The sequence below is a fragment of the Methylophaga sp. OBS1 genome (genome assembly GCF_026319365.1).
The window spans coordinates 362,084-380,581 of sequence record NZ_JAPDMS010000001.1 but is presented as its reverse complement, the minus strand read 5'-3'; the positions used below and the strand labels follow the sequence as shown (position 1 = coordinate 380,581).

The 18,498-nt window shown below is 46.1% G+C and carries 25 protein-coding genes; 9 read left to right on the top strand and 16 right to left on the bottom strand.

Translation table 11 applies throughout. The features are described 5' to 3' along the window. Nucleotides 1-362 precede the first annotated feature (362 nt). On the top strand, nt 363-803 hold the full coding sequence (locus OMQ46_RS01885; RefSeq protein WP_266235372.1) for a protein tyrosine phosphatase family protein: 441 nt from the start codon (nt 363-365) through the stop codon (nt 801-803). On the opposite strand, the gene OMQ46_RS01880 is transcribed toward OMQ46_RS01885, so the two are convergent. The 4 genes from OMQ46_RS01880 to OMQ46_RS01865 all read right to left on the bottom strand — a co-directional run bounded on the left by OMQ46_RS01880 (nt 720) and on the right by OMQ46_RS01865 (nt 3,187). Then, entirely contained in the window at nt 720-1,325 is a 606-nt protein-coding gene (locus OMQ46_RS01880) for a nuclear transport factor 2 family protein (RefSeq protein WP_266235370.1), read from the bottom strand. The genes OMQ46_RS01885 and OMQ46_RS01880 overlap by 84 nt on opposite strands. A 3-nt stretch (nt 1,326-1,328) precedes the next feature. Beyond that, nucleotides 1,329-1,943 carry a glutathione S-transferase family protein gene (locus OMQ46_RS01875; protein ID WP_266235369.1) on the bottom strand — a complete coding sequence of 205 codons (615 nt, stop codon included), beginning with the start codon at nt 1,941-1,943 and terminating at the stop codon, nt 1,329-1,331. A gap of 89 nt (nt 1,944-2,032) precedes the next feature. Further along, on the bottom strand, nt 2,033-2,590 hold the full coding sequence (locus OMQ46_RS01870) for a pyridoxamine 5'-phosphate oxidase family protein (protein ID WP_266235367.1): 558 nt from the start codon (nt 2,588-2,590) through the stop codon (nt 2,033-2,035). A 51-nt stretch (nt 2,591-2,641) separates the two neighbouring features. Continuing rightward, on the bottom strand, nt 2,642-3,187 hold the full coding sequence (locus OMQ46_RS01865; RefSeq protein WP_266235365.1) for a carboxymuconolactone decarboxylase family protein: 546 nt from the start codon (nt 3,185-3,187) through the stop codon (nt 2,642-2,644). 123 nt (nt 3,188-3,310) lie between these two features. Between OMQ46_RS01865 and OMQ46_RS01860 the strand changes: the two genes are divergently transcribed. Beyond that, entirely contained in the window at nt 3,311-4,210 is a 900-nt protein-coding gene (locus OMQ46_RS01860) for a LysR family transcriptional regulator (RefSeq protein ID WP_266235363.1), read from the top strand. A 42-nt stretch (nt 4,211-4,252) separates the two neighbouring features. On the opposite strand, the gene OMQ46_RS01855 is transcribed toward OMQ46_RS01860, so the two are convergent. The 7 genes from OMQ46_RS01855 to OMQ46_RS01825 form a co-directional block, all read right to left on the bottom strand. Continuing rightward, the gene (locus OMQ46_RS01855) at nt 4,253-4,564 is read right to left on the bottom strand and encodes a hypothetical protein (RefSeq protein WP_266235362.1); all 312 of its coding nucleotides are present in this window, start codon (nt 4,562-4,564) and stop codon (nt 4,253-4,255) included. 227 nt (nt 4,565-4,791) lie between these two features. Further along, on the bottom strand, nt 4,792-5,244 hold the full coding sequence (locus OMQ46_RS01850; protein ID WP_266235360.1) for a DoxX family protein: 453 nt from the start codon (nt 5,242-5,244) through the stop codon (nt 4,792-4,794). Nucleotides 5,245-5,255: 11 nt separating this feature from the next. Further along, a complete protein-coding gene (locus OMQ46_RS01845; protein WP_266235359.1) occupies nt 5,256-5,990 on the bottom strand; it encodes a DNA-binding domain-containing protein in 735 nt (244 codons plus the stop codon). After that, complete coding sequence (locus tag OMQ46_RS01840; RefSeq protein ID WP_266235357.1) at nt 5,983-6,855, bottom strand: DUF692 domain-containing protein; 873 nt, start codon at nt 6,853-6,855, stop codon at nt 5,983-5,985. The genes OMQ46_RS01845 and OMQ46_RS01840 overlap by 8 nt, the downstream gene beginning before the upstream one ends. A gap of 34 nt (nt 6,856-6,889) precedes the next feature. Then, nucleotides 6,890-7,171 (bottom strand): DUF2282 domain-containing protein, encoded by a 282-nt coding sequence (locus OMQ46_RS01835; protein ID WP_266235356.1) that lies wholly within the window; start codon nt 7,169-7,171, stop codon nt 6,890-6,892. A gap of 9 nt (nt 7,172-7,180) precedes the next feature. Further along, nucleotides 7,181-7,498, bottom strand: a complete 318-nt coding sequence (locus OMQ46_RS01830; protein WP_266235355.1) for a thioredoxin family protein — start codon at nt 7,496-7,498, stop codon at nt 7,181-7,183. A 52-nt stretch (nt 7,499-7,550) separates the two neighbouring features. Then, nucleotides 7,551-8,027, bottom strand: a complete 477-nt coding sequence (locus OMQ46_RS01825) for a YHS domain-containing (seleno)protein (protein ID WP_266235354.1) — start codon at nt 8,025-8,027, stop codon at nt 7,551-7,553. 290 nt (nt 8,028-8,317) lie between these two features. On the opposite strand from OMQ46_RS01825, the gene OMQ46_RS01820 reads away from it, so the two are divergent. After that, a complete protein-coding gene (locus tag OMQ46_RS01820; protein ID WP_266235352.1) occupies nt 8,318-9,148 on the top strand; it encodes an AraC family transcriptional regulator in 831 nt (276 codons plus the stop codon). 117 nt (nt 9,149-9,265) lie between these two features. Here the strand turns inward: OMQ46_RS01820 and OMQ46_RS01815 are convergent, their stop codons facing one another. After that, on the bottom strand, nt 9,266-9,982 hold the full coding sequence (locus OMQ46_RS01815; protein WP_266235350.1) for an FMN-dependent NADH-azoreductase: 717 nt from the start codon (nt 9,980-9,982) through the stop codon (nt 9,266-9,268). 115 nt (nt 9,983-10,097) lie between these two features. Between OMQ46_RS01815 and OMQ46_RS01810 the strand changes: the two genes are divergently transcribed. Together OMQ46_RS01810 and OMQ46_RS01805 are read left to right on the top strand one after the other, a co-directional pair. Further along, nucleotides 10,098-10,979 carry a LysR family transcriptional regulator gene (locus OMQ46_RS01810; protein ID WP_266235349.1) on the top strand — a complete coding sequence of 294 codons (882 nt, stop codon included), beginning with the start codon at nt 10,098-10,100 and terminating at the stop codon, nt 10,977-10,979. Nucleotides 10,980-11,039: 60 nt separating this feature from the next. Continuing rightward, entirely contained in the window at nt 11,040-12,230 is a 1,191-nt protein-coding gene (locus tag OMQ46_RS01805; RefSeq protein WP_266235347.1) for a cysteine desulfurase family protein, read from the top strand. Between the two features lie 442 nt (nt 12,231-12,672). Here the strand turns inward: OMQ46_RS01805 and OMQ46_RS01800 are convergent, their stop codons facing one another. Continuing rightward, nucleotides 12,673-13,497, bottom strand: coding sequence for a DUF5677 domain-containing protein (locus OMQ46_RS01800; RefSeq protein ID WP_266235345.1), 825 nt, complete (start codon nt 13,495-13,497; stop codon nt 12,673-12,675). Between the two features lie 147 nt (nt 13,498-13,644). On the opposite strand from OMQ46_RS01800, the gene OMQ46_RS01795 reads away from it, so the two are divergent. The 4 genes from OMQ46_RS01795 to OMQ46_RS01780 are packed head-to-tail and all read left to right on the top strand — an operon-like array spanning nt 13,645 to nt 15,092. Further along, nucleotides 13,645-14,028, top strand: a complete 384-nt coding sequence (locus tag OMQ46_RS01795) for a 4a-hydroxytetrahydrobiopterin dehydratase (RefSeq protein ID WP_266235344.1) — start codon at nt 13,645-13,647, stop codon at nt 14,026-14,028. A gap of 19 nt (nt 14,029-14,047) precedes the next feature. Further along, the gene (locus OMQ46_RS01790; RefSeq protein ID WP_266235343.1) at nt 14,048-14,254 is read left to right on the top strand and encodes a DUF6494 family protein; all 207 of its coding nucleotides are present in this window, start codon (nt 14,048-14,050) and stop codon (nt 14,252-14,254) included. Nucleotides 14,255-14,271: 17 nt separating this feature from the next. Continuing rightward, nucleotides 14,272-14,715: a ferritin-like domain-containing protein gene (locus OMQ46_RS01785; protein ID WP_266235341.1), complete on the top strand. Its 444-nt coding sequence runs from the start codon at nt 14,272-14,274 to the stop codon at nt 14,713-14,715. Between the two features lie 5 nt (nt 14,716-14,720). Continuing rightward, the gene (locus tag OMQ46_RS01780; protein WP_266235925.1) at nt 14,721-15,092 is read left to right on the top strand and encodes a DUF2237 family protein; all 372 of its coding nucleotides are present in this window, start codon (nt 14,721-14,723) and stop codon (nt 15,090-15,092) included. Here the strand turns inward: OMQ46_RS01780 and OMQ46_RS01775 are convergent. From OMQ46_RS01775 to OMQ46_RS01765, 3 genes are read right to left on the bottom strand one after another with little or no spacing between them, the layout of a single operon-like run. Next, nucleotides 15,085-17,013, bottom strand: a complete 1,929-nt coding sequence (locus OMQ46_RS01775; protein WP_266235339.1) for an ATP-dependent DNA helicase — start codon at nt 17,011-17,013, stop codon at nt 15,085-15,087. The two genes, OMQ46_RS01780 and OMQ46_RS01775, sit on opposite strands and share 8 nt — an antisense overlap. Beyond that, entirely contained in the window at nt 17,014-17,919 is a 906-nt protein-coding gene (locus tag OMQ46_RS01770) for a GIDE domain-containing protein (RefSeq protein WP_266235338.1), read from the bottom strand. Then, nucleotides 17,920-18,495 carry a LemA family protein gene (locus tag OMQ46_RS01765; protein ID WP_266235337.1) on the bottom strand — a complete coding sequence of 192 codons (576 nt, stop codon included), beginning with the start codon at nt 18,493-18,495 and terminating at the stop codon, nt 17,920-17,922. It abuts the gene before it with no gap. Between the last annotated feature and the right edge of the window lie 3 nt (nt 18,496-18,498).

The following is an 18,498-nucleotide window of genomic DNA, read 5'->3' as shown; positions in this document are numbered from 1 at the left end:
CAAAATCCTAACCAATTGCGATAAAGGACTAAGAAGTCTGCCTTTGAAAACGGACTCAGCAATGAGGATTTAGGTTTACTTCAGTGCCAGTTGACACAATATCGAGTTGCGGGCGAATGCGACCAATGCAAGATTGGTCAATAGACTGATACGAGCTAGACTCTCTCTGACTCCTTTTCAACTATCTCTATTGGATAGTAAGTTAGCCGACAATTGCTGTATTGGTGAGGCTTCCACCATCATTCCCAATCAAAACCTATTCATTGTATATTTAGAGTTAGGATGAAATATCTTACTGAGACGTAAGTTCATGAAGATAGGCGAAGCATTAATTGTCGCTATACAGCTTTGGTGTGCATGACATGACAGTCAAAAACTATTTAGAAATATCCCCCCAATTATCAAGCTCAGGTCAGCCAGCCCCAGAGGATTTCGAGCTTATAGCAGAACAAGGCTACCAAGTGGTGATAAACCTCTCTATGCCTGACTCAAAGAGCGCGCTCACAAATGAGGGTTATTTGGTCACCTCAACGGGTATGGCCTATATCCATATCCCTGTACCATTCGACTCCCCAGAATCATCTCACTTCCACGCATTCTCCAGGGCAATGGATGCTTTTTCTGCAAACAAAGTCTGGGTTCATTGTGCCTTGAATTACCGAGCGTCTGCATTTCTCTACCTATACAGTCGCCTCGTAAAAAGGCAATCCAAAGCCGATTCAGCAAGATACATTTACCCTGACTGGGAGCCAAATGATACCTGGTCGGGTTTCATAAAAAGATGTGAAGCAGAACTTCCCTGAATTATCTTTTGTGCTCCGGAGGTCCCTTTCCGGAGCGTACCTGGTGACTTGAAGGTTTAAATCACTCAGAGTGGGGTGATCATCTGGTCTTCTCCCAAGTGTCCAATGGAACAAACGCTCAGACGCTTTGATAGGTAAGTCATTTATGCAAGCGAAACGTCCCTGCATCAGGCCATCAGGATTGAACTCCCAGTTTTCATTGCCATAAGACCGGAACCAGTAACCACTATCGTCATGCCACTCATAAGCAAACCGAACTGCTATCCGGTTGTTGTCAAAAGCCCAAAGCTCTTTGATGAGCCGATAATCCAGCTCTTTTCTCCACTTGCGTTCTAAAAAGGCTTTTACCTCTTTACGGCCACGGGGGAATTCTGACCTGTTACGCCAAATGGTATCCTCAGTATAGACTTGAGACACACGCTCAGGATCTCGACTATTCCAGGCATCTTCTGCCATTCTCACCTTTTTGATTGCGGATTCTTTATCAAAGGGGGGGAGTGGGGGTTTAATTTCAGTTGTCATTCGTTACTCCAAAATATCGTCATTCAAAATGCCCGGCATTGCCAGATAACCGGGTAAAGCTTCAAACCTTTTCTTCCAGCTCTGAATATGCCCATACGGCGTCATATCAATATGACCTTCATGAGCCAGAGCGAGATAGGGATACAGGGCTATGTCTGCGATGCTAGGCTGTTCACCCACCAGCCAAGGCTTCTTTGCAAGGTGGCTTTCTATGATTCTCAACACTTTATTACTCGTATCAGAGGCTAGTTTAAAATCAATCGGGCGTCTGAATTTATAATGTACTCGAAGCCGAGCAGGGCCGTTTTGAATCTCATTAGCGGCCGTCGATAACCACGAGATGATTTCAGCCAACTCATCCGATGACTCAGGCCACCATTGTTTATCACCGTATTTTTTGGCCAGGTAAACCAATATCGCCTGACTGTCTCTAATTACCGTGCCGTTGTCATCCAGCACGGGGGCTTGTCCAAACGGGTTAAGTACTAAATAGGCGTCGCTGGATTGCTCAGAGGCAGTGAGATCCAGATCATGTGTCTTGTACTCAATACCCAGAAAACTCAGCATCAGTCGAATCTTATGGCAGTTACCGGATAAAGCGATGTTGTATAAGATCATGTGGATTCATCTCTGGTGATTAATTTTTCGGTATTTTCAGATGACTAATGAGTCACAGTATTGTGATCTGCGACCGTCTAAAAAAGCGGCTACTCAATAAGCTGCGTATCTAATTCCTCTTGAGTATAGCGAGGCGAGATGTATTTAGAGCAGTTCCAGTCCATCGCTTCTATAGTAATAATCATTCCCCGTTCAACGGGTGCACGAAAGTCGGCTACCTCAAGGCGTGCAACTTGTGCGGGGTCATCATTTTCTTTGATGACTTTCACCCGTCCCCAAATTTTCAGCCTTCTGCGCTCGCCATAACTCATCAGAAACAGGCAAACCCGGTCATTACCCAGCAAATTGCCAACCGTCAGATATTGACGGTTGCCCCTGAAATCGGCAAAACCGAGCATGTTCTTCCCCAGCACTTTGAGAAAGCCCTTAGGTCCGCCACGGTGCTGTATGTAGGGCCAACCGTCTTCATTCATGGTAGCCATGTAAAAACTATCCCGCTGTTCAATAAACTGTTTGGTCTTATCATCAATAACAGAGGAAACTGTTTCTCCCTGCTCAAGTGACTGGTAGTTCTTTCTACTTCCCATTTCCTTCTGTATTTGTTTTACATTCGGTGTGAAGCCGATTTTTGCAAATGCGCTGGCCATAAACATTTCCTCAAGATGAATGCCCGGCCGAGGGCCGGGCATTGAGCTGATTTATGCAGCCTGATTCAAATCGACTCTGGGAAAGTCAATATCAATACGACTGGCCTTGCTTAAAATATTGGTCAGCAAATTGATACCCGTGTGGGTGATGATTTCTACAATATCGGCATCGGTGAAACCGGCATGTCGCAGTTCCTCAACCTCTGCAGTCGTAACATCACCGAGATGCTCAACGAGTGAACGTGAAAACTTAACAGCGACCGCTGCTTTCGCGTCCTGACTATCACCATTACGGTTGCTGTTTATCTCAGCAGTATTCAAACCGGTCTTGCGACCAATCGCAGTGTGTGCGGATAGGCAGTATTCGCATTCGTTTCTCTGAGCTAATGTCAGAGCAATACGCTCACGTGTTGCTGCATCCAGTGAGCCATTACCTGCAATATGATGAAAACCCAGAAAGGCTTTCAGTGCGTCTGGTGAATTAGCAAAGACGCGAAGGAAATTTGGCACAATGCCCAAGTTGGATTTAATGGCAGCAAACAGTTCAGCCTGTTCACTGTTAGCAATATCGTCTGTGACGGTTGTGATTCTACTCATGTCTCGTTCTCCTATTAATTGAAACTGGCACTTAAGTATCCAGTGAGAACATTATTGGGTATTATCAATAATAAAATAATAGAGCAAATGACTAATTCACTATTTCATATAATGGAATAATCAATGGACCGATTACATTTAATGACCGTTTTTGTCGCCGTCGTTGATAACGAGGGGTTTGCCAGTGCTGCTCGAAAGCTGAGGCTGAGTCCCCCCGCAGTAAGTCGGGCTATTACAGAACTGGAAACACGGCTGGGGGTCAAGCTTTTGCAACGCACCACCAGACACCTACAAATCACCGAAGCTGGTCAGCGTTATTACAAGGATGCCAAACATATCGTCACGCTCTCTGAGGAAGCTGATGATGCCGTAAGAGGGAAAAATGCTGTCCCCAGGGGGCTAGTAAGAATCACAGCTTCCGTTTTGTTCGGTCGCTTGTATGTAATGGACGGTATCGTCAGCTACCTGAAGCAATACCCGGAAATGCAACTTGATGCGCTTTTCGTCGATCGCGTTGTCAACATGCTGGAAGAGGGGATTGATGTTGCTGTCAGAATCGGTGAATTACAGGATTCAACATATAAGGCCATCAAGGTTGGGGCAGTCAGGCGTGTGTTCTGCGCTTCAACGCAATACTTAAATGAATATGGATACCCCCAAAAACCTGAAGACCTGAGTGATCACAGAATTATTCTGGCAAGAGGCTTAAGCCCGACGAATGAGTTGAGGTTTTCTAAAGGTGGGAAAAATACCAGTGTCAGAGTCAATCCATTTCTGACTGTCAGTGATAATTTTTCAGCTGAGAAAGCAGTTATCTCTCACATGGGAATAACGCGATTACTGTCTTATCAGGTAGCTGAAAGTCTGGCCAGTGGCGCTTTGAAAATTATTTTGAGTGAGTTCGAGCCTCGCCCTGTTCCTGTTCATGTTGTCCACAGAGAGGGACGTTACTCTTCGGCCAGAACAAGAACATTAATCGATTGGATGGTAGAACACCTCAGGGCCCAGCCTTCCTTGAATTGATGGGTGATGCCCGTTGCACTGAGTCAACGGGCATCCGGCTTACTAATTGTAATAATTAAATAAATGTAATGAAGAGTTCGCCATCACCGCTTGTTTAGCAGCTTTCTCTTCATCAAGTTCAACAGGGCGTGGGGCTTTTGCCGCGTCGATATACTGATAGATATGCTGTGGAGATGAGAGCACACGCTGATTATTGTGCTTGCTCAACACCTCATGCGCCACCACTTGTTGTTTCGCTTGCAAGTCCAGATTTACATTGAGATGTTCCGGTGGAAACGTTTCAGCAACAGATAAGCCTGAAGCGCTGATCGTTAAAGCGAAAATGACTGAGTTCAATTTTTGATAGTTGTGCATAATAAATCCTCAATAGGTTGCACTGCCCAATGCAGTGATGCCATGTTAAGTGGATTCACTTCCTGCCGGATGTCCAAAAGTAAAGAGGATGTGTCCATTCATCCATACCTGTTTGCCTGCGGCTACGGAAAGTAGGTAAGGAAGAATTAATCGTTAGTAATAGATAAAAAAAGGGTAGCAATGTGCAGCATTGCTACCCTGAAGCTGAATTAAAATCTGAAGTTGATTCAGGTTGAGCCTTTGGCACTGAAAAGCACGTTATCAAGTGAAGCCTTTCCTGCTCCCCACACAATCAAACTGAAAATCATCCCGCCCCAAATGACATGCAACAAAAAGGCAGCCGGGGCCATATCAGCCAGGCTCAGAACCGCCACAATATTGAAAATAAACAAGCCCAGAGCTGCAAAGGGAGTGAGAAGTCCGAGTAATAACATCGCAGGCAGAATGATTTCACTGGCTGTTCCAAGGTAAGCTGCAAAATCATGCCTCAAGAGCGGAACGGCATACTCATACTCAAATAAGAATAGGGTGGATTCCCAGTTTTTGAGTTTGTTAAAACCCGCGAAAAAAAATGTGGTAAACAAATAAACCCTAACACCCAGCAATGTGACTGACTCAAGTATGGAACGAGCCAGCATGACATAATCAGAGTAGGGAATACGATAGTTGAAATAAGTCATTGTGTTATCTCCTAATAAAAACCAGTGACAAGACCTTCACCGGTCGATTGAATAAGCCAGTCAGCCAATACAAATCGCTGACTCAGCTGGTCCAGTGCATCTGAAATTGAAACCCCACCCATGGTCAGGTCTAACCAATCTGATTCGCTTGGCTCTACCTCACGAACCAATGCCTTCCAGGCAGGCCGCCATATCACAGCTTTTTGCCCGCGCCCCTGTGAGAGCTTGTGCTTCGCACTGCTTAAACATTGTTGTCGCTCATCAGGGTTTTTTGTTTGATGCGCCATCCAGATGTCGACGATGGGATAAATGGAATCCAGCAGTTGGCTGCCGGCACAGTAATGAATATGTAGCTGACTCAAATCGGCATCAGCTTGAGGGCATCCAGCCGGAGTTATGTGACTTTGCTCTCTCTCTGCCAGGTGGCATAACAAGTCCAGTCTGGCGCTGTCGGCAATGAATGGAAAAGGGGAAAGATTCTCAAGTTGCCCTAACCAGTCTGGGAATGTATTACCCCACATCCCCCAATCACCCTCTACCAGTTTCTCCTGGCCAACAAAGGTTCTTGCCAGCATGGAAAAGAATTCCTCACCAACTAGCTCCACTACCGTTGGATAACTTATTGATAGGGCCCGCTCTGCGTTCATCAACAGGTTTTGTCTGTATACAGCAAGACCAGCATGACTGAATGAGTCGTCTTTTCCGTTCCATATCGCCTCGAAAAGACTTGCCTGATAATTACGCATTTTCGAGTGCTCTCATGGCAAAAGAAGCGGCTGTACTCGCCTCAGAGATGAGCGTTGACCATGCAGGTAAGCGCGTGTCCCATTCGATTAATGTCGGTACAGCGCCAAATCGTCTGATCGCATCCGCATAAGTAATCCAGGTATCCGAACTAACCGGGCCGCTATGGTCATCGATCCAGGTTTCCTGAGCCATATCATGAATACCGGCCAAGTGAATTTCTTTAACAATGTGTGGGTCCAGCGCGGTAAGCGTGGCCAAAACATTATCCAGAGGCTGCTTGGCACCCGCGTTATGGGCATTGACGTAAAGATTGTGAAGATCCAGCAACAAACCACAGCCGGTAACATCACAGAGCCTGTTGAAAAATTCGGTTTCCGGTATGACCGAACCCTCAAAGGCTATATATGAGGAGATATTTTCGATCAGAATCTGACGGCCGAATAAATCCTGCACTCGCTGAATGTTATTGGTCATTGCCTGTAATGTTTCATTATCAAAGCGGATTGGCAGCAAATCACCGGCATGAACTGCCGAGTTGCCATCGTCAGACCAACTGAAACAAGCATGATCTGAAATGAGAAAAGGAGAGCACCTGTCTATCAGACGCTTCATTTTCTTTAAGTGAGAAAGTGGGGGCGGTTGCAAAGAGCCGAGTCCCAATGAAGTACCGTGCAAACTGATCTTGTATTGCTCTGCTACCGACATTAACAAGTCATGCGTCACACCTCCCTCAGCGAAAAAGTTTTCTGCATGCACTTCAACGAAGTCTATGGGGGCAGGAGTCATCGCTGCCTCGTAGTGTGCTGATCGTAAACCTACGCCAACTTGAATCATCGCTGCCTCCATAGCCTCGTTAATGAACATCAGTGCATTTCCATTTCGAAGATCAAAGTGCAGATCAATTAGCGCTCAACAGCGCTTTGGCTTCGTCTTTGGAGTAACCACCCAGGTCAGTACAGGTACCAACTGGCACTAGCTTCCATTCACCCGGGTCGTTATCGACTTTGGATTGCGCCGCACAGGAGTGGGTACCTGCCAGGTTGGCACAATCGTTCTGACCGGCTTTAGCTACGCCGTAGCATTTTTCCTTACTGGCAGCGTGGGCAGTCATGGGAACGGTCACACTCAGCGACACTGTGGCTGCGATAGCCGCAGCGATAATGGCATTGTTTTTCATCATTTATTCCTCTTAGGCTTGAATAGCGTGGTCAATCCACGCGTTAACGTTGTCGCCGGGTTGTGAACCAACCAGCGAGTCGATTTGTGAACCATTTTTGAGCATGATCAGCGTAGGGACTGAACGCACCTTGAACACTTCACGGACATCGGGCAGCGCATCAACATCGATCTCTGCGACAGATATGTCATGACGCTCGGCAGAGACGGACTCAATAACCGGGGCAAAGCGTCGGCACGGTTCACACCATGAGGCTGAAATTTTCAGCAACAAATATTCGTGCTGCTGTTTCTCAGTCTCAAAATCATCCATGGTTGCTATTTGTTTCATCCTCTTTCTCCAGAATTGAGCCCCGGCAACGAGGTTGCCGGGACAGACTAGTTTAGAATGTTTCCAGGGCCGAATCAGTAAACGATTTAATGGTTGGCCAGGTTTGANTAGCNTTGGTGATGTAGCCAGGCACATCTTCCAGCCAGACTTTCTGAACATCTTTATTCAGGTTCAGATAAAGCTTACCGTCGACAACACGCCAGGCAGTCGGGTCGGTGTCAAACTTTCTGCCTTTGGTCACACCGAAAGCACAGAAACCACCAAACTGAGGGGCGTATTTAGCTGGGCTGGCCCGGAACAAGTCGCGATTTTCTTCGCTGCTGAAGTGATAAATGGCGTTTTTGTATGTGGCAGTGAAGTCACTAGAGCCTTTGGTCGGCTTTTCATTAGTGAAATAGGCAACGGGGTCATAACCCTGGATGGCCAGGTCGTTTCCATTTGCATTCATATCAATATCGGCTGCAAAGCTTGCAGCTGAAAGACTCAGTGCCAGAGTGGCCGCGGTAGTTGTGATAATTTTCTTTAACATTTGTTTATCTCCAGGTTTGTGTTTGTCATTACTGAACGGTTGCTGCGTTAGTTACTGCTGACGTTTTCTTACCAGCGAGATCATTATTTCTTGTTCTGTTTTAAAAAATAATAAGTCGTCTGATTAATAAACTATTGCTTAAAATGAAATAATCACTCAGCTCAGCCTGAAAAACTCATCACCATTCAGTCGATTAAAGTGCACAGGCACGATGCATACTTTAGTGACTAAGGTGAGGTCGGTGAGCTATGATCGTCCTGGTTATTTATCCAATCATCCAGAAGCGAGTTATGGACAAACTCTCATTGATACTGGACCGTTTATCGGTCACTGCTGGTGTATTTTTCTCTGGTGAAATGTGTGGACTGGCTCATTTTGATGGGACGGCTCAAAACGAGGGGCATATTCATTTATTAGCATCGGGCAGGATGGATGTTATTGATGAAAATGGTGATGTGATTAAGCTCGACAAACCCTCCGTTATATTCTTTCCCAAGCCAAGCATTCATCGCTTGCAGGCTAAAGAGTCTGATAATGCTAAAGTCGTTTGCGCCTCCATCCGCTATGGTGCAGATACCAGTAATCCTCTAACCAATGCACTGCCGGGGATGGTGACCCTGGATTTTGCCGAAAACGAGTATGTTTTAGCCACAGTCAACGGTTTGTTTGAAGAAGCTTTTCATGACAGAGATGGTAAGCAGCTATTAATAGACCGGCTGACAGAAGTGATCATTGTTCACTTGCTCCGAGCAGTGCTAAGCAAAGGGACAGATTATCGGGGCGTTCTGGCAGGCCTGGCCCATCATCAGCTTGCCAGGGTTATTATCAGGCTGCATGAGTCACCGGCTGAGCCATGGACGCTTGAGTCAATGAGTGAGCTTGCATTTATGTCTCGCTCAAAGTTTGCTGAAGAATTCAGAAGGGTAGTCGGACAAACGCCGGGTGATTATCTGATTGACTGGCGCGTCTCGGTGGCACAAAGTGAATTAAAAAAGGGGAAACCCGTGTCTATTGTGGCAAACGAAGTCGGCTATGAGAACAGCTCGGCTTTATCAAAGGCTTTCAAACGGAAAACAGGTCTTTCCCCCAGTGCCTGGTTGAAAAGTTACTTGCAGCACTAAAAGGGCTCAGACTAACAATAAAGGCATGGGGGGCCAAAGCCACCGTGTTGAAGTGGTTCAGACACAGTGCTTGAAACGTATATTCATGGGCGTATCGGCAATCAGGACCAAGATCGTTTAAACCTGTTGTCCCATCTTTTCAAGACTCTTGTCCATGAACGGATTATCTGTATTGCCAACGGCAAGATCTCTAGCCAATAACTGTATTTCTTTCAATGCATTGGCATAGGACTTTTGATGTCGATTATCATTAAACTCCTGGTACTCACTACCAATCTCATAAAACGTCTGGACACCGAGATATTTCGACAAGACCTTGATGTGAGTCCCTAAGTGATTCATCTCTTCCCGGATACCACCTTGAGAAAAGCCAAACTCACCTGCTGAAGTGATCAGGACCATTGTTTTTCCTGACAGTGTTGGTTCCAGTGGAAAGTCACCACGTGAAAGATCAAAAGTGAAGGTTTTATTCACTCTGACAACCTGATCGAACCAGGCCTTGAGTGCAGCCGGCATTCCATAGTTATACATCGGCGTAGAAATCACTATCAGGTCAGCCCTTACCAGCTCCTCGATGAGCGTATCAGACTGACTAAGCAACTGTTTTTGCTGCTCAGTTCTCTTGTCATCAGGTGTGAAGACCGCGCCGATCCATTCATGGCTGATAAAAGCAGGGGGTAACGCTCCCACATCACGGTAAATGATTTCTTCATCTGGGGAATGTTCATCTAATTTTTTGATGAATTCACGTGCCAGAGTGCGGGAAAGGGAAGAATGTGAAGCTTTCTCGTTATTAAGCGGTCTGGCACTTGCTTCAATAAGTAATACAGTCATGTTCGTCTCCTAATTCAAGCGTGATGAATTTCAGAGACTATATTTCTATTTATCTTGTTGTTTTACAAATGATATTATCTTCAATATAGATGAACTTATCTCATGTATAGGTTAAATGATGACCAAAATCCCGAACCTGAACATGCTCTATACCTTTAGCAGAGCAGCCCAGCTGAAAAGTTTTAAAGATGCAGCAACTGAGCTCCATATCACCCCCACAGCGGTTTCGCATCAAATGAGAAAGCTCGAAGAGGTCTTAGGTCAAACGTTATTCATACGTTTGACCAGAGAGATTCAACTGACAGAGAAGGGACAACAACTGGCTGATGTCAGTCAGCGTATATTTAGTGAGCTGACACGAACTTTGGATGACATCACCAGTGAAGATAAACAAATCACAGTAACGACAACAGTCGCTTTTGCCTCCATGTGGCTGGTACCCAAGCTGGCTGATTTCCAAAAACTTAACGCTGGGCTCAAGGTTTCGATTATCACCTCAGACGACGTTGTTGATATGAAATCCAGCCAGAATATTGATTTAGCCATTCGCTACGCTAAAGACATTGATAACACGAAAAATGCCACACCCTTAGTTACAGAAACTATGGGCCTATATGCCTCTAAAGCCTATATATCAGGTTTGAGCAGTAACACTATTCCAGTCATTACGACAAATTGGAAAAATAAAGCCCTGCCTGATATAAGCTTCACCGGTTGCATTGATAACGGCAGGTATCAGGCACAAAAAGCAGAGAGCTATGATCAAGAAAACCATGTTATTCAGGCCGCAGTATCAGGACGGGGAGTGGCGTTTGTCAGTGACATACTCGTTAATGACTATGTCCAAAATGAGTGGCTGGTAAGATTGCCCGACACACACTCTGTAGAGGGCCTCAAATATTATCTGGTAACTGGAAATTTGCTATCACCGATGCAGTCCGATGTTGAGTTCTTTGTAACATGGCTAACTCAACAGTTGTCTGAATCAATGGCTTGAGTGACAAATTTCCCATATCCGCAACACTGTACAGATTCGTAAAAGGCAGATTTAGAAACTATGAGAGCAGAGAATTCCATTTATCTCGATTATATGGCATCAACGCCCGTCGATATTAGAGTGCGGCAGGTCATGCTTGAGTGTGATCAGCTTTTCTTCGCAAACCCGCATGCAACCCAGCACACATTAGGGCAGTTGTCTGCTTCAGCAGTTGAAAATGCTAGAGCAAAAATTGAATCGCTTATTGGGGCAAAAGAGGAGGAGGTGATCTTCACTTCTGGCGCGACAGAAGCTAATAACCACGCTATCGCAAGCGTTTTATTCGATAAAGCAGGTAGTAACAGAAATATCGTCTTAATCAGTGCTATTGAGCATAAGTGCGTTAAAAATGCCGCTTACTTTTATGCTAGTAAACTGGGTTTTCATGTTGAAGAAATTCCTGTTCAAAGCAATGGCATTATTGATCTAGAGGCATACAAAGCAATGCTCTCAGACAGTGTGGCTTTGGTCTGCATTATGGCCGTAAACAATGAAATCGGTGTAATACAGGACATAAAGACAGTAGCTGAAATGGCTCACAATGTAGATGCTTTATTTCACTGTGATGCAGCTCAAGCACCCGAAACCATTGATATTGATGTCCAGGACTGGAATGTGGATACACTCAGTCTCTCTGGGCATAAAATCTATGGGCCCAAAGGTATCGGGGTTTTGTTTATCAAAAACACTTTGCAAGCTCAGTTACCACCATTGATACATGGGGGTGGACAACAAGGTGGCGCCCGCTCAGGCACAGTTCCCACAGAACTCTGTGTGGGTATGGCTAAGGCATTGTCCTTAATAGTAGAGAATGCGGAGCTCAATCGAGCCAAATTAAGCACTTTGAAAGAAACTTTTATAGAAGAGCTCGGTAATTCGGGTATTGAATTTGTTCTCAATGGTGACCAGAAATACTGTCACCCTGGCAATATCAATGTGCAATTCAAACAAGTCAATGCACCAGAACTACTCGGTGCATTGCAGCCTGACATATCAGCATCAACAGGCTCTGCCTGTAATAGTGAAATGGTTCTACCATCACATGTTTTGAAAGCACTGGGCCTGACTGACGAAGAAGCGCTGTCTTCAATGCGTTTTAGCCTTGGGAGGCACACTGAGGAAGGACAGATTTTCGATGCGATCGAGATAATCAAAAAATGTTTCCACAATCTAACCTGTAGAAATCAACCAGGGGAAAACATCATTAAGTAGTCATAATCAGTGACGCGAGTGTCGCATTCTGAATTTGAAATCTAGCTGGCTTGATAGTGTAAAACCGTCCAGATTTTAAATTCTGGAAGCGCGAGTTATCTGCAGCACCTGAATCTCAATTTGTCATAACCTGAATGATACGAACCACAAAGAAAGCGTGGTTTGCGCTTTGTGTTTTTGCTTACGCTTAAGTTCGTATAATATATATTATGTTAAATTAAGTATTCAAGAATAATATCTGATAGATATGTAAGTGCTTACGATATGAAATCATCACTTCTCCACTTCAGGTGCTAAAAATCCAAAAAGCAGCAGTTCAGAATTTAATTTCTGAGGTGTTATCCCCGGTAAGCATCACCAGATTTTAAATTCTGAAAGCATAAAAAAAGCCCAACTGAAAATTTCAGTTGGGCCTTCAAAAGATAAGTACTAAAACTAAAAGTTATCGGTGTGAGACTTTCACCACGGTGTGTTTCCAGACATCCTGCGCTTTGTGTTTTATCGTTTCCAGGCTTTCAGATTGCTCTTCAGGTTGACGCTGAATTTTCAACATGATTTCAATGCCGGCTATCAGGTAGTCTCCTGCCGTTAACATCAAGGTTGAGAGTTTGTCCTGATGGTCTGCTCGGGTGTTGATGCCAACAATCGCATCACTGCGATCTTCGACTTCCAGATCCGCTTTCAAGGAATGCAGGTTACTGTGAACGCTCTCACTGAGTAACTGGTATGTCGTGCGGTACTCATTGAGTAGTCCTGCCAGTTCCGCTTTGATAAACACGTGGATATCATCGCGATCGTCTTCGTCAGCACTGTTGATAACGTTTTTGAGGTGGTTTATTTCCTCTTTTGTAAAGGTCGGTGTTTCCAACTGTTGGTTATACAGTCTGATCAAGACTTCCCTCCTCTGGTCATCATCGCCAACTGTCATGGCTTCCAGCAAATCATCGTGCTGATGGAATGCTACCAGATTAAACAACAGCTCCAGCATGCAACGGGCCATGATCTCTACCTGGTGAGTCATGCCACGTTCAGACATCAGAATAATCGACTGAAAATGTGACAGCATTCGCTGGAAATGCAGTGTCAGATACACCTCTTTCTCATCGTCCGGGTGAATGTGACAGTGATTCAGGACCGATTGCCCCAGCTTATTGAGGTCTTTGCAAACGGTGTAGTAGCCGCTTTGCTTAATTTCCGTGGCAAAATCGCCATGGCAGCATTGTTCTGATAAAAAACCGACTTCTCTGAAGCTGGCGGCATCATTCATATTGTCTCCCCTTCTTCAAAATCAATAACTTCATCTTACTCTTTAAACACCGTGAGACAAACCGTCACCAGCATGCTGTCTGGTTTTGACAGTGATATTCAAATATGTCTAACTGGGAGTAGAATTAATTTGTAATAGGTGGAAACAATGAGTTGGAGAGAAGACGGCAAAGAAAAAACCTACACGGATGAGGAAGTTGAAGCCAGACTGAAGCAGGAACTGCCTCACTGGTATCTTGAAAACGGCTGGATTCGTCGGAAATATAAAACCAGTAGTTGGAAAAGCACCTTGATGGTGGTCAATACGGTAGGTCATCTGGCTGAAGCAGCATTCCACCATCCGGACCTGACTGTGTCCTATGCCTTTGTCATTGTGAAACTGGTCAACCACGCTGCCAAAGGCATTACCGATAAAGATTTCGAACTGGCCAGGAAAATTGAAGAAGTGGTCATGTGGCAGCCGGGATTGGATGACGGGGCATTAACAGGGACACCTGACGATCCCCGTTTCAAATACATCAAATACGATTAATGAGTGACGGAGCGATGCCATGAACGATGAAATGCTCAATATGGATATACGCAAGTTCCTGAAGCAGGTCGGTGTCACCTCTCAACGTGAAATCGAACATGCGATTATCCGAGCGCTGGATAATGATGAACTCAATGGTATGGAAACCATTGAAGTCAAAATGACGCTGGATGTCCCCGCGCTGTCTATCAAGCATAAAGTGGATGGCACCATTCATCTGAGCTAAACCACGGGAGGTCTGATATGACTGACCAGGCTTTAGACACTGATAAAGTAGTCAATTTACTCAATCAAATTCTTGAAACTGAACTGGCGGGTGTGGTTCGCTACACCCACTACTCTTTTATGGTCTATGGTTACGGCCGTATCCCCATCGTATCCTGGATGCGAAGTCAGGCTGACGAGTCGCTTACTCATGCTCAGGAAGCCGGCGAACTCATCACCCACCTTGGTTACCATCCCTCGCTGGGGATTGGCACCCTGCTGGAATCACAGCAGCATGACATCGGCGCGATTCTCCATGAATCCCTCGAACATGAGCAGCTGTCGATTGAGAAATATCATGCCTTACTCAAACTGGTTGAAGGAAAAAGCGTGATGCTGGAAGAATATGCCCGGCAGAAAATCAGCGAAGAGGAAATGCATGTCGGTGAAGTCAGGAAAATGTTAAGGAAACCAGGTGATTAATGGATATCGATGAATCCTTGAATGTGTTTGGAGAACCGCTTCAGAGCTGTAGTGAAGAACCCTTGACCGGCTTTTACCGTGATGGTTGCTGCAACACCAGTGATGCGGATTTTGGCCAGCACACTGTCTGTGTGCAGGTAAACCAGGCTTTTCTGGAATACTCACGGTTCCGGGGCAATGATTTGACAACCCCCATGGATGAGTTCGGTTTTCCCGGGCTTAAGGAAGGTGATCGCTGGTGTCTTTGTGCGGCGCGCTGGCTGGAAGCTTATGAACACAATATGGCACCCCGCGTTTACCTGGCTGGTACCCATCAGCGGGCAACCGAAATTATTCCACTGGATTTGTTGAAAGCGTTTGCTGCTGATCTTAACTAGCGGGACTCAGTAATGCTTCGCTGAAAAATGCCTCGACATCATCAATACGCTGCGTTATGGGCATTGGCGGCAGGCTGCGCATAAAGACTTTGCCATAGGGTTTGCTTAAAAACCGGGGATCACACAACACCAGTACGCCCGAATCCTGTTTATCACGAATCAGTCGGCCAATGCCCTGCTTCAGTTGGATCACGGCTGAAGGTATCTGTATTGAACGGAAAGGATTACCACCCCGCTCCCGCAGATGATTAATCCGAGCTTCCAGTACCGGGTCGCCAGGCGAAGCAAAGGGAATTTTATCGATTAACACGCAGGATAAGGCTTCCCCTCTGACGTCCACCCCCTCCCAGAAGCTGTTTGTGCCCAGTAAAACCGCATTCCCGTGATCTCTGAATTCTGCCAACAGCTGGTTTTTGGCGCGGCTACCCTGCACTAGAATCGGATAATCCATATCCTGCAAAGCCTCGGCGACCTCATTCAAAGCCCGGTAACTGGTGAAAAGCAGAAAAGTCCGGCCCCGGCTGTGTTCGATGACCGAACGTGCAATCTCGGCAATATGCTGGTTATAACCATGATGCGAAGGCTCAACCGGTATCGATGGCATATATAAAAGGCTCTGACGGGCATAATCAAATGGGCTCTGCCAACTGGCTGTGAGCGGATCTTCCAGGCCTAACTGCTGAATGAAGTTATTGAATTTGCCGGCTACGGTTAATGTGGCTGAGGTAAACACCCAGGCGCTGGGTTTCTCGGCGATCCATTGCTGAAAATGCTGACTGACTTCCTGCGGTGTGGCATGCAAGACAAAACTGTTGCCACGAATATCGAGCCATAGCACCAGATTGTCATCTTCGGCGTTATCACTGAATATTGATAAGCGATCAATTAAGTCCTGACTGCGTTCATAGCATTGTTCCAGTCCCCTGCTCCGTTCGCTGGCTGTTTCCAGCGTTTCCATCAGGGTTTCAACGCTGCTTATCAATGTCTCCAGTTGCTCCTTAACATCCGGAAAACGCTGCAGGCACTGATGCCACGGCAGACGTTGCTCACTATCAACCAAGCTCAGTTTAAACTGGTGCAAACGGTTTTCCAGTTTCTCAGCCGCTTGGCGGATACTGTCCATATCATTGGCTTCCAGCTCCATTTCCCTGATGCTGTCTCGGCTCAGCTCCTGCAACTGATGACTGCTGACCCGATGACCAAGAAACTGACTGGCAATTGCAGGTAACTGATGGGCTTCGTCAATAATAAAAGCATCTGCATCCGGCAACACCTCTCCCTGCCCAGAGGCCTTAAGCGCCATATCAGACATCAATAGATGATGATTGACGATCACGATATCCGCCTCCTGCGCCTTGCGCCGGGCCTCGACGATAAAACACTGGTCATAATCCGGACACTGCTGGCCCAGGCAATTATCGACCGTCGAGGTCACTTTGGGCCATAACGGCGATTGCGCTTCCAGCAGATCGGTCTCACTCAAATCGCCGGAGTCGGTTTTACCTGACCACTCACGCAGTTCCTGCAGTACATGTTGATTCAGGGCTGAACTGGGCTCTGTTTCAGCCAGAGACAATCGGTAATGGCACAAATAATTACTGCGACCTTTGAGTAAAGCGGCTTTTAAAGGCACAGACAACACTTCACGCAGTTTCGGCAAATCCTTTTTAAACAACTGATCCTGAAGGTTTTTAGTGCCAGTTGAGATAAAGATTTTTTGACCCGACAATATGGCCGGTGCCAGATAGGCATAAGTTTTACCGGTGCCTGTGCCGGCCTCAGCAATCAGCATGTCCTGGTTGCTCAGTGCCTCACTGACCTTTTCTGCCATCTCGATTTGTTGCTGCCTGGGTTGATACCCCTCGATATGTTTCGATATCAGGCCATCAACTTCGAATAACTGCGTTAACTCAGTCAGCATTTAGACGCCCATGCGCTGGTTAAAAGCCCATACCAACGCAGTACCCAGACAGAAAAAAAGGATCAGACTACCCATCGCTGCCAGTTGATATCGCCTGACTAGGCGCTGTTCTGGTTCGACGGAAAGAATGAAATGTTGATATCGATTCGGGCTCTGTTTGATCACACTCAATTGTGTATTTCGACGCTTATCCCGTTCTCTTTTAATTTGCTCAGAAGCGTTGTGCCTGACTTTATCCCATTCATTGAGACTGATTTGGCCGTCACCATCAGTATCGTAGTCCTGAATCAGTAAATCCGGATTCTGTTTCCAGTGACGGAGTAACTGTGTAACTTCCCTTCTGAAGCTTTCCGGCTCTGATTCGGAAAATGATTGATGCCAGCCAATCGCATACAAAGGTTGACCAGCGAGAATCAGTTTTTCTTTAAACCGCCGCCGTTGAGCCAAGTCATCTCCATACCATCGGCGGTTGTAATTCGTAATGACCTCGGCAGACTCGGGATCAATGACGCAGTCGCCCGTTTCATCTCTTAACAGAAACAGATCATCGCTGGTTTCAGCTTTGACCACATGCCAGCGACTACTTCGTCTTCCACTGCTGTCATAATGACTGCGGCGCTCTTCGATAGTGTAGTGATACCAAACACATTCTTTTAACGACACCGGAGACCGGATTACGGGTCCCTCCATGGCTACGGCTTGACCTGACAGTTCTATGTGTCCCTGTGGTGCCGATCGAACTTTAGCGGTGGGGATGTTCGAAATCAGACGTGCTCGACGGTAATCTGCAAACATTTTCCAAAATGCAAACAGTGCGAAGACCAGACCGAGCATAACGCCAACCCAGAACCAATTCGGATCTGCCGTTTTGATTACCCTGGATAATGAAGCCAGAAAATCCTGCATTTACTGTTCAAACAGGCCGCGCAAATTGACATCAGCAGTCTCTTCCGCACTGAACTCCAACAGCGTAAAAGCTTTAAAGTTAAACAGCCGCGCAATAATCACATCCGGGAACTGTTCAATGCGGACATTGTTGATGTTGACACTCTCGTTATAATACTCGCGGCGGTCAGCAATCGCGTTCTCCAGTCCGGTAATACGTGCCTGCAGATGCTGGAAGGTTTCGTCAGCTTTCAGTTCCGGATAGGCTTCAGCCAAGGCGAACAGGTTACCCAGTCCCAATCTTAAAGCCCCCTCAGCCTGACCCAGTTGCGCGACATCGCCTTGTTGCTGCGCATTAGCGACAGAGGAACGTGCCAGCATCACTTTTTCCAGGGTTTCCTGCTCGTATTGCATGTATTGGCGACAGGTTTCGACCAGTTTAGGCAACTCGTCATGACGTTGTTTGAGCAAGACATCAATATTGGACCAGGCTTTACTGACATTGTGCTTAAGACTGACCAGGTTGTTATAGATAATGACTATATAGACCAGCAGAACCGCAACCAGCCCCCAGAAAATAAACTCGCCTACACTCATCGT